Genomic DNA, 13,157 nt, shown 5'->3' on the forward strand with positions numbered 1-13,157 from the left:
ACATGCCCGCCTTCGGCCTTGCCCTTCTCGATGTAGCCCATGATGGTTCTGAACTGGCCTTCGCTCACGATGGAGCCGAGGTTGTTCTCGGGATCGAGCGGGTCGCCGATGCGCCAGTTTCCAAGCTCGGCGAGCAGGGCTTCGGTGAAGGCGTCCTTGCGCTTGCGGGGCACGATGATCCGGGAGTTGGCGGTGCAGTTTTCGCCCATGTTCCAGAAGGCGGCAGCGGCGGCCTGCGCGGCGACGGCGGCGTAGTCGGTCACGTCGTCGAGCACCACGAAGGGGCTCTTGCCGCCGAGTTCCAGCACGATGCGCTTGAGGTTGCTCCGGGCGGCGTATTCAAGGAAGCGGCGGCCCACTTCGGTGGAGCCGGTGAAGGACACCACGTCCACGCCGGGGTGCAGCCCGAGCGCCTCGCCCACGGAGGAGCCGGGGCCCGTGATCACGTTGAACACGCCTTCGGGGACGCCCGCTTCGGCGGCGAACTCCGCGAGCTTCAGGGTGGAGAGCGAGGTGACGCTGGCGGGCTTGAGGATGACGCTGTTGCCTTCGGCAAGGGCGGGGCCGAGCTTCCAGCCCACCATCATGAGCGGGAAGTTCCACGGCAGGACGCAGGCGACCACCCCGGCGGGCTCGCGCACGATGAGCCCCAGCCTGCCGTCCCCGGAGGGGGAGATGCCGCCGTACTGCTTGTCCGCGCATTCGGCGTGCCATTCGAGGCACTCGATGGTTTCCGGCAGATCCGTGAGCAGGCATTCGCGGACGGGCTTCCCGCTGTCCAGCGATTCGAGGACCGCCAGCTCGACCTGATGCTTTTCGATGAGCCCAATGAAGCGCATGAGGATTTTTTTGCGCTCCGAAGGATGCATACGCGACCAGACCCCGCTTTCAAAAGCCTTGCGCGCCGCGGCGACGGCCTTGTCGACGTCTTCGCGCCCGCAGGAGGCGACCCGGGCGATTTCCTTGCCCGTCGCGGGGTTGACGGTCGGCATTGTCTCGCCGGAGAGGGCGGGGGCGAATGTCCCGCCGATAAAGGATTCGGTCGGGTAGGACAGGTTCGCGGCAATCCGTTCGTAGTCGGCGTGGGACAGCAATGTCATGGTGGCATCTCCTTAATCGTTTGAGAGGCTTTTCAGATCCAAGGGCCGGAGGGCGGTGCGGCGTGCGTTTCCCGCCTGCCGGTTCCGCAAAACTCCCCGCCGAAAGGCGGCGGAGGGTTTCGCTGTTGATGGTTGCCCGCCCGGCCGGAACCGGCGCAGGAAAAACACGGCGGTCAATCCCTTGGGAGCATATGCCCGTGGGGGAGCAGCATCCCTCTGTCTGGGCCGTTCCGGAACGGGGCTCCCTCTTGGCTTTATTCCTTATGATACGGATCGTTGGGGGCAGCGGCAGCCTTGAACGTTTTCCGGCAGGGGGACGGGTATCTTCCCGGCAACCTTCCCGCCGATCTGCACCGGGGCGAATGCCTTCCGTTCCATCGGCCCGCACTGGAACGGATGCCTTCCGCGCGGCCCCGCCAGCCGAAAGCCTTGGGAAGGGAGAGGGGCCGGGAGGGGAACCTGTGCGGGGGCTTCCCGCTCTCCCAAAAGGCTCCCCCCGGCACGTTTCCCCTAACCTTCCGCCACGGCTACCAGGAAACGAACCCGTTCTTCAGCTTATCGTTTTCTTCCACGATAAGGTGGTTGAACCCGGTGATGTGGACGTCCGAGCAGGACACGTAGGGGACGATCGCGGGCACGCCGTCCAGCGTGGTTTCCCGCAGCCCCTTGGCGTGGAACGCGCCGCCGCAGACGCTTTTCTGGACGAAGGTTTCCTCAAGCCCGATGAGGCCCCGGAAGTACCGTTGTGCAAGGCGGGTGGACGTGCCGGTTCCGCAGGGGGAGATGTCGGCCTGCGCGTCCCCGAAGATGCACTGGGCCAGATAGCCGCCGTCCTCTTCCGGGGCGTTCTGGCAGAAGAGTACTTGATCAAGGTAATTGATCGCCGGGTTCGTCGGATGGGCCACCTTGATGACCTTGTTGGCGGCGGTGAGGATGTCCTTGCTGAGGTCACGCAGGAGGTTGACCGTGTCCTTGGTGATGGTCAGGCCGAGGGACTGTACGTCCGCCAGCACGAAGAAGTTGCCGCCGTACCCGATGTCCACGGAAACGTCGCCGTATCCGGCAAGGTCGATGTGCAGATCCTTGCGGTACAGGAAGGCCGGGACGTTTTCCAGATTGATGCTGGCGACCATGTGGTTTTCCCACTTCACATAGACCGTCACGAGCCCGGTGGGAGTTTCGAGGACGATCTTGGTTTCGGGCTCCACGCGCTTGACCATGCCCGTCTCCACGAGGACCTTGGCGACGGAGAGCGTCCCCGCGCCGCACATGGGCTGATAGGTCAGCGCATCTATATAGAATACACCGTAGTCTGCTTCAGGCGAGCAGGGCTCGGTCAGGATGGCCCCGACGAGGGACAGGAACCCGCGCGGCTGCTGCATGATGCAGGTGCGCAGCCAGTCGTGGTTTTGGCGCATGTCTTCCATTTTTTCAGCCACGGAAGCGCCCTTGAGCGGAGGGATGCCGCCGGTGACGACGCGGATCGGAGTTCCCGTGGTGTGGGCGTCCACAACAAAGATAGACTGGGATGCAAGCATAATAGGCTCCTTTTTGAACTCGTATTTTCCAAAAAGAATCTGTGTTGGAAAAGACCGCCAACAGGGATTCGATAAGAATAAAAGTCTTTGGAAAGGGAGGGATGGGGCTTTGGGGAAGGGAGGGAAAAGCTTTTCTTCAGAAAAGTTTTCCCTCCCTTCCCCAAGCTTTCCACTAACTCAGGCGCTTGCGGATGGCGAACGAGGCCGGGGTCTTGCCGAGCCCTCCGAGGGTACAGCGGAGATCGAGGGGAAGCATGAGCCCCACGTCGTAGACGGCGGCGATGGTCTCGTCGAGCGGGATGACCTTGTCGAAGCCCGCCAGCGCCATGTTGGCGCAGGCCACGGCGTTGAAGCCGCACATGATGTTCTTGCCGAGGCAGGGCACTTCCACGCGGTTCGCCACGGGGTCGCAGGCGAGGCCGGTGATGTTCTGGAGGGCCATCGAAGCGGCGTCGAGGCACTGGGCCACGGTCCCGCCGAGCATATGCGCCACGCCCGCGGCGGCCATGCCGGAGCCCGCGCCGCACTCGACCTGACACCCGGCGACTTCGGCGGCGAAGGTCGCGGACTCCGCGATGAACACGCCGATGAGCCCGGCGGCGAGCATGGCCTTGACGATCTCCTCGCGCGGCAGGCCCAGCGTGCGGCCCACGCCGATCAGCGTGCCGGGCAGCCCGCCGCACGATCCGGCGGTCGGCGCGGCGACGATGACGCCCATCGCGCTCTTCACTTCCATGATCGCGGTGATGTACTTGGTGACGTTGTTGAACAGGTCATTGGGCAGGAGCGTCTTGTTCCGCTGGCCGGAGTCGATCAGGTGCGCCTGCGGGCCGAGGATGCGGTCGGCGTACTCTGTCCCGGCAAGCCCGTCCTCGACGGCCTTTTCCATGATGCCGACCAATCGGCTCATCTTATTGAAAATATCCTCTTCGGTGGTATTTCCGCGCACGCTCTCGTAGTGGGCGGCAAGCTCCCACAACGGCCTGTCGTCCTGCTTGGCGTATTCAAGAAGCCCGGCGGCGTTGGAGAAGGGGACGGAGCAGCCCCCCCATGAGCGCGTGGGCAGGATGGGATCGAGGACGATGCACCCGGCCACGCCGGGCAGTGCCCGCAGCCGGGCCACGGCTTCCCCATCGAGCGCGGAGGCGCACTTGAGGTTGATGAGCAGGCGCGTGCCTTCGCTTTCCGTCCGCAGTTCGTCGGAGGATGCCACGGCCTTTACGGACGCGGCGGCCTGTTCGAGGGGGACGGCCTCCGCGTCCATGAGCAGCAGGTATTCATAGTAGCCGCCCTCGATGCTCACGGGGAAGCCCTCTAAACGCTGCATCTCCACCATACCGCCGCCCACGGAAACGGCTTCCCAGTGAAGGGTGCGCCCGTCGCCGCCGGTTGCGGTGATGCGGTAGTTGTTGGGATGGGTGGCCCCGTAGTCGAGGATGGAGAAGGTCACCTCGACGCCCTCGCGCTCGGCGATGGCGCAAGCATCGGGGACGCGGGGATCGGTCAGGTCAATGTCAAGGAGCCCGCTGACGAATCCGATGTCCGAACCGTGCCCGTGGTAGGATTCGGCCAGTGAGCCGTTGACGTCGAATTCGACGAGGACGCTGCGGACATCCCCGCCGAGGGACTGGCGGACAAGGGCGCCTATGCGGGCGGCACCGGCGACGTGGGAACTGGAAGGGCCGCGCATGACGGGGCCGATGACGTCGTTGAACAGGCTTGCGGGAAGTTTTGCCATAATGATTCCTTAAAGTAGTGCTTGAAAAAGAGGGGCGGGGCCCATTGAGGCCCCGCCCTGCAGGGTTACATGAGGCCGGGGAGGGAACCTGCGAACATATTCAGGATAAGGAGGACGGCAAGCCCCACGACGCCGGAGATCAGCGTGGGGATGGGGTAGACGAGGAATGCCTGCTTGGTGCTCAGGCCGGACATCTTGCAGATGGTCCAGAAACCGGAGTCGTTGGGCAGGCCGAGGCCGATGCCGCCGCAGCAGATGGCGAGGCCCACGAGGACGGGGGAGGCGCCGAGCTGGGAAGTGACCGGGGCGAGCACGGCGGAGGCCGTCACGATGGAAACCGTAATGGAGCCGAGGCCGATGCGCAAGCACTGGCTCATGAGGAAGCCGAGCAGGATGACCGGGATGCTCCAGCTCTGCATGACATTGACGATGGCGGTGCTGATGCCGCTCGCACCTATGACGGCCCCGAACGCGCCGCCCGCGCCGATGATGGCGAGGATGGAGCCCACGGATTCGGCGCCGCGCGAAACCACGGTGTCAAAAGGTTCGGGCAGGTGGTCGCGCAGGGCGAAGTACGCCACGAACACGGTGATCAGCAGTACGATGTTGGTGTTGCCGAAGAAGGAGACGATGCGGCTGGCGGAAGAGGCCGGATCAAGGAAGGCGTTCAGCGTGTTGGCGATGAAAATCAGCACGATGGGCAGGAAGATGATGGCGATGCCGAGCGCGCCGCTGGGGTGATTCTTTTTGGCGAGGGCCTGTTCCACGAGGGCGGCGTCGGGCTCTTCGTCCGTGAGGAAAATCGGGGACTTCCTGCCGAGGAACTTGCCGTACAGCACGCCGCCGATGAGGGAGGCGGGCAGGGCGATGAGCGCGCCGTAGACGATGAACCAGCCGATGTCAGCGCCCATGTTCCCGGCGACGGCCACGGGGCCGGGGGTGGGGATGACGAGGGCGTGCGTGCAGGTGAGGCCGACGACGAGGGCCGTGACCAGCGTGTTGAGGGCCAGCTTGCCTTCGCGGGACATTTCGCGGATGAGGCCGATGAGGATGACGAAGGCCGCGTCAAAGAACACCGGGATGGAGATGATGTAGCCGGTGAGGTTCAGGGCCAGCGCGGATTTTTCCCGCCCGCACAGCCGCAGCATGGTGTTGGCGATTTCGCGGGTACACCCGGATTCATGGAGCACCTGCCCCATGGCGACGCCGAGCAGGATGATGATGCCGATGTCGCCCATCGTATCCCCGAAGCCCTTGCAGGACGTCTTGATGATGGCCATCGGGTCAAGGCCGGAGCATACGCCCATCAGCAGGCAGCCGATGAACAGCGAGAGGAACGGGTGCAGTTTGAATTTGATGACCAGCGCCAAGACGACCGAGATGGACACAAGAAAGGCCAGGATGAGCGAGAGGTTACCGTCCATGAGGGGCTCCTGTGAAAAGGTTTGGATCCGGGAAGGACATCCTGCCGTGGGGAGGCAGGGGGCCGGGACTGTAAGGGGCTCTTTGCCGTCGATGTATCCGCCGGAGGTCGCGGGGGATGCGCCTCCGGCGGAAGGCCTGATGAAAACGCGGGGGAAGCGCTTCCGGCTTGGCCTGCGGAGCACGCGGGGAACGCGCCTCCGGCTGACGGTTCAGGTACTCCGGGGGGAATGGAATACCCGCCCGCCGACGGCACGCCGTGGTTCCCGTGGGATGGAAACCGGGGCGCGGGCCGTGGCGGGAAAAAGAAATCCCGAACGTTTATGAGAGATTACGGCCTGACGGCTATAATCCTTCGGGCGGAATGGACATGGAGGCCAGTTCTTCCAGCGGGAGCGGGAAGAGGGGCGGCTGCGCGTGGTAGGGCGGCAGCGTCTCGATGGGCAGGCCGTGCGCGTGGGCGATCATTTCGGCTACGGCGGCGGAACACATCCGGCCCTGACAGGTGCCCATGCCCGGGCGGGCCTGCGACTTGAGCCCGTCGGGGGAGTAGCACCCGGCCTCGATGGTCCGGCGCAGTTCCCCTGCGGTCAGTTCCTCGCAGCGGCACACCACGGCGTCGTCGGCGGGCAGGAGGGCCGACGGGGAGGGCGCGAAAAAGGTTTCCATGAACGGCTGCATGGCGTCGCAACGGTACAGCCGGAACAGCGCGGCCTTTGCCAGACTGTCCCGCGTTTCCAGCGTCAGCGCGCCGAGCTCGCGGCAGATGTCGAGGGCCACGGCCTCGCCGCTGGCGATGGCGGCGTCGGCTCCGCGCACGCCCGCGCTGTCGCCAGCGACCCGGATGCCGCAGACGTTGGTCTTGCCCCATACGTCCGTCTCGACGTGCCAGTAACGCTGGCGGGGGTTCCACGCATGGCGGCAGCGGGCAAGGCGGGTGATGCGGGTTTCCGGGACAACCCCCTCATGCAGGAGCACGGCGGTCCCTTGCAGGGACTTGCGCTTGCCGAAGCTGGTGAAGTCCACGGTCAGCGTTTCGCCGTCCCTGCGGATGGAAACGTCCTTGGCGGCGGGGTGGCAGGGCGCGCCGAAGAAGGTGCGCAGGCCCATGCCCATGCCGTGCAGCAGGTACTGCGGGCGCAGGAGCGCGCCGGGCATACGCAGCGCGGCCTTGAACAGGCTGGCGGGGCTGCCCGTCAGCGCGACGCCCGCGATGGGGATGCCGAAATGCTTCAGGTGCACGACGGTCTGGAGGATGAGCGGGCCGTTGCCGCACAGCACGACCGGGCCTTCGGGCAGCATGGAGGCGGACTTGAGCAGCACGTCGGCGGCCCCGGCACCGAGCACGCCCGGCAGGGTCCAGCCCGGCAGGGGCACGGGGCGCTCCATAGCGCCGGTGGCGATGAGGATCTGCCGCGCCTGCATGACGTGGCTCGTCCCCTGATGGCTGACATAGGCCCGGCCCGGGGCAAGGTGCCAGACGTTCGCGCCGCCGAGGAAGGTGGCGGGGGACTGGCGGAATTCGCGGACGAGGGCTTCGCCGCGCGCGTAATCGGCCCCGATTTCCTTGCGTTTGTCGGTGGAGGCGGAACCGGCGCTGCGGAAGATCTGGCCTCCGGGCTCGGCCTGCCGGTCAAGGACGAGGACGGAAAGCCCGTGCCGCGTGGCCTGCAACGCCGCGCTCATGCCCGCGGGCCCGGCCCCGATAATGACGATATCCCATTGCGTACGCATCACTTGTTCTCCTCTGTCCTGAAGGAAGGCGCTCCGGACTGCCGTTTCACCGACATGCCTTCCCGCACGGGGATGAGGCAGGACTGCTGGTTCGGGACGCCGTCGATCTCCATGAGGCATTCGTAACAGACGCCCATGTGACAGTACGGGCCGCGCCCGTCGTGCTTGCGGGCCGTGGTGCGGGTTTCGCCGCCCGCCCGGTCGAGGACCGCCGCCGCAACGGTCGTGCCTTCCTCAACCTGTATGGCCTCGCCTTCAAAGGTGATGGTGACCAGTGCGCGCTGGGGGGGAAAAACGGACTTGAACATGAAAAAACCTCTCTCCTGCGCTGTCGTTTCCGTGCCGGAACCGGCTGCGGCTGCTTGTCTACGGGACATCCCGCGGCCTGCTTCCAAGGAAGGGGAATCCCTGAAGGGGGAACCCTCCTTTCCGGGCGGCCTTCCGCCGTCTCTCGCCCCGTTTCCCTTGCGGGCGGCCTGCTGTGCCTTCCGGAAGGCCCGCTTTCCGCCAGAGGGGGGACGGCCTCCGGCAAGGGCCTGCCGGAAGGCAGTCTTTGCGGGGCTGGCGGTTCGCTTTCCGGGCCGGAGCCGGGGCCCCCGGTTTTCACAGTGCGGGCTTTTCCGGCTGGCCCGCCTTGGAAAGCCATGCCCGTTTCCGGGCTGCCTGCGGGACCGTTCCCGCCGTCCCGATCAGGCCGACGGAAGCGACGGCGGGTTCATGCCGAACCGGTCGATGCACAGGGGGGCGAGATCGACCAGCGGGGTTTCGCCGCGCAGCATCTGGGACACGAGCTTGCCCGTGATGAGGGACAGGCCGATGCCGTTGCCTTCATGCCCGGCGGCCACATACACGCCCTCCACGTGGGTGGGGGAGATGATGGGCTTGCCGTCCGGGGAGGCGGGGCGGACGCCCGCGTAGGCCCGGATGAGCTTTACGCCGCTGAAGGACGGGAAAAAATGCTTGGCGCGCTGCGCTATGGCCTGCATCACGGCGGGGTGGGGCGTCGTGTCCATGCCGACGAAGCGGCGGCTGCTGCCGATGAGCACCGTGCCCGCCGCGGACGGCTCAAGCACCATCGCCACGCCGAACTGCTCCATTTCCGGGGTCACGCCGGGGCGCTTCTTGCCGCTCTTGGCCGCCAGATAGCCGAATTCCGCGTAGTTCTTGCTCACAAGCCCGTCGAGGCGCTCGGTGACGAGGATCTGCCCCTGCCGGGGGCGGATCGGGACTTTCACGCCCACCATGTCGCCGAGGCCGGGGGTCCAGACGCCGGAGGCCAGCACCACTTTCTTGGTGGCGATGCTGCCGCTGCTGGTTTCCACGCTCTGCACCGCGCCGTTCTTGACCGTGATCCCGGTGACGGCTGTGCGGTTGAAGGCTTTCGCACCTTTCTGGCGGGCCAGCTCCGCGAGGCCGAAGCACAGGCGCATGGGGTTGAGCTTGGCGTCGCCGTTGAAGTTGAGGCAGGCGATGACCTTGTCGGAGACGTGCGGCTCGTGGCGGAGCAGTTCGTCGCGGTCCCAGAAGGTCACGTCCACGCCTTCGTTCTTCTTGCCCTCATAGTTGGCGAGCACGGTTTCCATGTCCCGCTCGTCGTCGACCAGCAGGCCGAGGCCTTCGGGCTCGAATTCGATGTCGCAGGGCAGCTCGCGGCTGATTTCCGGGAACATGTCCTGCCCGATCTTGCAGAACTGGCTGAAGTAGCCGGGCGCGCTGTCGTAGGTCACGGCGTGGCCGTCGCAGCGGCGGCTGGAGCCCCATGCGTATTCGCCGCGCTCGACGAGCGCCACGTCCGCGCCGTCACGGGCGAGGTAGCAGGCGACGGCGGTCCCTACGGCTCCGCCCCCTATGACGACGATTTCCGCGTTTTCGTGTTTGTTCATCGTTCGTTCCTTTGGCCTTTCAGCGGCGGGAGGCTTGCCGGGCGGTTTCCAGCCCGGCGCGGGGGCCCTCCGGCGGCGCGCCCGGGGGCCGGAGCCTGCCGGGGCGGTCGGGGAGGGCTCCCCATTCGGGGGATTTAGGCGAAGTTGGTCTTGCCGAGCAGTTCGTCGAGCTGGGCCTTCACGCCTTCGGAAATGGGCTGGCGGGGCAGGCGGAGCGTGCCGGTGCCGAAGCCGCGCTGCTTGAGGATGTACTTCACGATCTGCCACAGCTCGCCGGTTTCCTCGGTGAGGCGGAGCAGGGGGAGGATCTGGCGGTACAGCGCGCGGGCTTCCTCAAGCTTGCCCTGATTGACGATGAGGTCGTAGAGGCGGGCGGACTGGGCCGGGGCGACGTTGGCGAGGACGCAGACCCACGCCTTCGCGCCCATGACGAAGCTCTCGTAGGCGAGGCTCTCGCAGCCGCAGAAGATCACGAGGCGGTCGGCCAGCTCGTCCACGGCGCGGGTGAGGCGCATGATGTCGCCGGTGGATTCCTTCAGGAAGCCCATGTGCGGCAGATCAGCGATTTTGTCCAGCGTTTCTGGGAGGATGTTGACGCCGCTGCTGCCGGGGTTGTTGTAGATCATCACCGGCAGGGTGACGTTTTCGGAGATGTGCTTGTAGAAGGCGTAGATTTCGTCCTGGCTGGGATGCAGGCCGGGAGGGGGGAGGATCATGACGCCGTCGGCGCCGATGGAGGCGGCGTGTTTGGCGACTTCGAGGGTGACGTCCACGTTGGTGGACACCGCGCCGATGATGACCGGAACGCGCCCGGCCACTTCCTTCATGGCGAATTCGGCGAAGGCCTTGCGTTCTTCAAGGGTCAGCGCGGAAAATTCGCCGGTCGCGCCGAGGGGGAGCAGGCCGTGCACGCCGGATTCGATGAGCCAGTTGATGTGCTTGGCGCAGGCGGCGTAGTCGATCTCGCCGTTTTCCTGAAAGTGGGTGACGGTGACGGCGAAAATGCCGTGGATCTGTTTCATGAAGAACACCTCATTGTGTTGGTTGCGGCGGATTCCGCGCGCCGGCTCCGCGATGCGGGCGGCGCTGGCCGCCGTTGTCCGTTGCGGAAGCCGGGAGCCGGAGGGCGCGGATTCCGTGTTGCGTTGGTTGCTACGGATTCTTCACTGACAGCAAGGAAAATGCCAAAACGGGACGGTTTCCCTATCGTATGAGAATCGTTTGGAAAGAGGAAACCTTTTTTGGCGGACGGCAAAACCGTGTCCGAAAAGGCATGATTTGAGTGTTGCGTTTCGCTCCACTTTTTTCTAAAAGGGCGTTCAAGTGTAGCGATACACGACAGGCGGACACCGGCGCGCTACACTTGGAGCGTCCGTTACGCTCCGCCGCCGCGCCGCCCCCGCCCTTGGGACGCCGTTTCTTTGAGTTTGTCCCGCGGGGCGTCCTTGTTGCGCCGCCCCGTCCGTGGGACGCCGCACGGGGCAGAAGCCCCGCAGGGCGATCATCGCCCGTTGACCCGCCTTTGGGACGCCGCTGTCCAATACGGCGTTGAATGCTTCAGCCGTCGGCGCTGTCCGCGTCTACGGGACGCCGCCCCGTTTTCCCCTTTTCGCCCGGACTTCCGGAGGCCCCGCATGGATACCTATGAAAAACGCAATCTCCTTGAAAAGAGCTACCAATCCGCCGTCCATGAGGCGTGGAAACAGTTCATCGCCAACAAGCCCATCAGGGAGAAGGACATCCCGCCGCACATCCTGCGCAGTTGGAAACTGAGCCGCGAGGCGGGCATGGACCCGCTGAACCCGCAGGTGCCGCCGGTCCTGAACAAGCGGGAACTGGCGAGCCTGTGCCGCCAGCACCAGACGCTCATCGACTCGGCCAAGCCCATCCTCGACATGCTGGAAGTCTCGATCCGCGACACCGGGTACATCGCCATCCTCGCGGTGGCCTCGGGGCACCTGCTGGCCGCCGTGGGCGACGACAACCTGCTTGTGCAGGCGCGGAGCCAATACAACATCCCCGGCGCGCAGAGGAGCATCAAGACCATTGGGGCGTCGGCGCTGTCCATGAGCATCGTGGAGCGCGCGCCCATCCAGATAACCGGCTATGAACACTATAATTGCTGGTTCCACGAGTGGAAATGCGCCTCGGCACCCATCTTCAACGACAACGACATCCCCATCGCCTCGCTCACCATTTCGAGCCATATTTCCTGTAAGGACATCCACACGTTGACGCTCACGACCTCCTGCGCCAACTGCATCAGCATCCGGCTGCGGGAGAGCGCGCTCATCGACACGGAAAAGCGCCTCAACGCCATGCTCCAGCGCGTGCTCAATTCGCTCCCCGAAGCGGTCGTGGCCATCGACGGGAACGGCTCCATCACCCACGCGAACAACAAGGCCGCCAACTACCTGCTCCCCAAGAACGGCGTCCTTGTGGGCAAGAACATTGACGATCTGTTCCCGAAGCCCGAGTTGCCGCGCGTCCGGCAGTTCATGCGGCGGGGGGTTCCGGAGACGGGGGACGTGACCATCCTGACGCACGAGGGCGAGCGGACGCACTTCTGCCGCTTCGAGCCGATCCAGCTCAGCAACGGCGACTTCGGCATGACCCTCTCCATCAGCATGAAGAGCCAGATCATCAATATTGCCAACCATGCGGGGGGCAATTACGCCAAATATTCCTTTGACGCCATCAGGGGGAAAAGCCCGGAACTCAAGGCGCAGATCGACCTTGCCCGGCGCACGGCGCGCACGGCCTCGCGCGTGCTGCTGACCGGGGAGAGCGGCACGGGCAAGGAGCTTTTCGCGCAGGCCATCCACAACAGCAGCTCGGTGTGCAAGGGGCCGTTCGTGGCGGTTTCCTGCGCGGCGATCCCGCGCGACCTCATCGAGTCCGAGCTATTCGGCTATGTGGGCGGGGCGTTCACCGGGGCCAGAAAAGGCGGCATGATCGGGAAGATGGAGCTTGCCAAGGGCGGCACGCTGTTCCTCGACGAGGTCAACAGCCTGCCCCTCGAAATGCAGGCCAAGCTGCTGCGCGCGTTGCAGCAGATGGAGATCGTGCGCATCGGTGACACCAAGCCGACGCCCGTGGACGTGCGCATCATCGCCGCGACCAACGAGGATCTCAAGGACGCCGTGGCGCAGGGGACGTTCCGGGGCGACCTGTATTTCCGGCTGAACGTCATTGAGATCGCCATCCCGCCGCTGCGCGAACGGAAAGCCGACATCGGCTATCTCGCGGGCATCTTCCTCGACCGGCTCAGCCAGGCCAGCGGGCAGGGCGCGCCGGAGATTTCCGGCCCGGCGCTCAAGGCCATGCAGGACTATGCGTGGCCCGGCAACATCCGCGAGCTGGAGAACGTCTGTGAACGCGCGTGGTTGCTTTCCGGCGGCGCGGCCATCACCAAGGCGCACCTGCCCCCGCGCATCCTTGAGGCGGCGCACGGGGCGCAGCCCGGCGAGGAGGGCGGCGGGCTTGGCGAGGGCTTCGATGCCGGGGCACGGGAAGGTGCGCCGGGCGATGCGCCCGCCCGGAACGAGGTTGTCGCGTCCGGAAGCGTGGACACGGTGTATTACGAGCTTATCCGCAGCACGCTGGACGCCTGCAACGGCAACCTGAGCAAGGCGGCGGAGCAGCTCGGCGTGGCCCGCAGCACGCTGTACAGAAGGCTGCGAAAGTTTGGGATTATTGAATGAATGGGCGGATGGGGAGAGAAGACTGGGGAAGGGGGGAG

General features: G+C 65.4%; 9 protein-coding genes. 1 reads left to right on the forward strand and 8 read right to left on the reverse strand.

What is annotated here, in order from left to right:
- The 8 genes from ACZM8Y_RS09370 to ACZM8Y_RS09405 form a co-directional block, all read right to left on the reverse strand.
- Positions 1-1,100: aldehyde dehydrogenase family protein (locus tag ACZM8Y_RS09370; protein ID WP_489501714.1), on the reverse strand; the 1,100-nt coding region annotated here is incomplete at its 3' end.
- 527 nt (positions 1,101-1,627) lie between these two features.
- Positions 1,628-2,638 (reverse strand): proline racemase family protein, encoded by a 1,011-nt coding sequence (locus ACZM8Y_RS09375; RefSeq protein ID WP_483971656.1) that lies wholly within the window; start codon positions 2,636-2,638, stop codon positions 1,628-1,630.
- A 172-nt stretch (positions 2,639-2,810) separates the two neighbouring features.
- Complete coding sequence (locus ACZM8Y_RS09380) at positions 2,811-4,376, reverse strand: L-serine ammonia-lyase, iron-sulfur-dependent, subunit alpha (RefSeq protein WP_479858738.1); 1,566 nt, start codon at positions 4,374-4,376, stop codon at positions 2,811-2,813.
- 65 nt (positions 4,377-4,441) lie between these two features.
- Complete coding sequence (locus ACZM8Y_RS09385) at positions 4,442-5,800, reverse strand: GntP family permease (protein ID WP_482334496.1); 1,359 nt, start codon at positions 5,798-5,800, stop codon at positions 4,442-4,444.
- A gap of 343 nt (positions 5,801-6,143) precedes the next feature.
- Complete coding sequence (locus ACZM8Y_RS09390; protein WP_482334501.1) at positions 6,144-7,532, reverse strand: FAD-dependent oxidoreductase; 1,389 nt, start codon at positions 7,530-7,532, stop codon at positions 6,144-6,146.
- Complete coding sequence (locus ACZM8Y_RS09395; protein ID WP_016360363.1) at positions 7,532-7,909, reverse strand: (2Fe-2S)-binding protein; 378 nt, start codon at positions 7,907-7,909, stop codon at positions 7,532-7,534. The genes ACZM8Y_RS09390 and ACZM8Y_RS09395 overlap by 1 nt, the downstream gene beginning before the upstream one ends.
- Before the next feature lie 312 nt (positions 7,910-8,221).
- Complete coding sequence (locus ACZM8Y_RS09400) at positions 8,222-9,415, reverse strand: NAD(P)/FAD-dependent oxidoreductase (RefSeq protein WP_279140023.1); 1,194 nt, start codon at positions 9,413-9,415, stop codon at positions 8,222-8,224.
- 134 nt (positions 9,416-9,549) lie between these two features.
- Complete coding sequence (locus ACZM8Y_RS09405) at positions 9,550-10,437, reverse strand: dihydrodipicolinate synthase family protein (RefSeq protein WP_482334499.1); 888 nt, start codon at positions 10,435-10,437, stop codon at positions 9,550-9,552.
- 612 nt (positions 10,438-11,049) lie between these two features.
- Here ACZM8Y_RS09405 and ACZM8Y_RS09410 point away from each other — a divergent pair.
- Positions 11,050-13,119: a sigma-54-dependent Fis family transcriptional regulator gene (locus ACZM8Y_RS09410; RefSeq protein WP_227328754.1), complete on the forward strand. Its 2,070-nt coding sequence runs from the start codon at positions 11,050-11,052 to the stop codon at positions 13,117-13,119.
- The last annotated feature ends 38 nt before the right edge of the window (positions 13,120-13,157 follow it).

The sequence above is a fragment of the Bilophila sp. genome, from assembly GCF_057864385.1.

Excerpts from the sequence above, each read along its gene's own strand:
- ACZM8Y_RS09410 (WP_227328754.1), top strand. The coding sequence starts at position 11,050 with ATGGATACCTATGAAAAACGCAATCTCCTTGAAAAGAGCTACCAATCC.
- ACZM8Y_RS09380 (WP_479858738.1), bottom strand. The coding sequence starts at position 4,376 with ATGGCAAAACTTCCCGCAAGCCTGTTCAACGACGTCATCGGCCCCGTC.
- ACZM8Y_RS09390 (WP_482334501.1), bottom strand. The coding sequence starts at position 7,532 with ATGCGTACGCAATGGGATATCGTCATTATCGGGGCCGGGCCCGCGGGC.
- ACZM8Y_RS09395 (WP_016360363.1), bottom strand. The coding sequence starts at position 7,909 with ATGTCCCGTAGACAAGCAGCCGCAGCCGGTTCCGGCACGGAAACGACA.
- ACZM8Y_RS09405 (WP_482334499.1), bottom strand. The coding sequence starts at position 10,437 with ATGAAACAGATCCACGGCATTTTCGCCGTCACCGTCACCCACTTTCAG.
- ACZM8Y_RS09400 (WP_279140023.1), bottom strand. The coding sequence starts at position 9,415 with ATGAACAAACACGAAAACGCGGAAATCGTCGTCATAGGGGGCGGAGCC.
- ACZM8Y_RS09385 (WP_482334496.1), bottom strand. The coding sequence starts at position 5,800 with ATGGACGGTAACCTCTCGCTCATCCTGGCCTTTCTTGTGTCCATCTCG.
- ACZM8Y_RS09375 (WP_483971656.1), bottom strand. The coding sequence starts at position 2,638 with ATGCTTGCATCCCAGTCTATCTTTGTTGTGGACGCCCACACCACGGGA.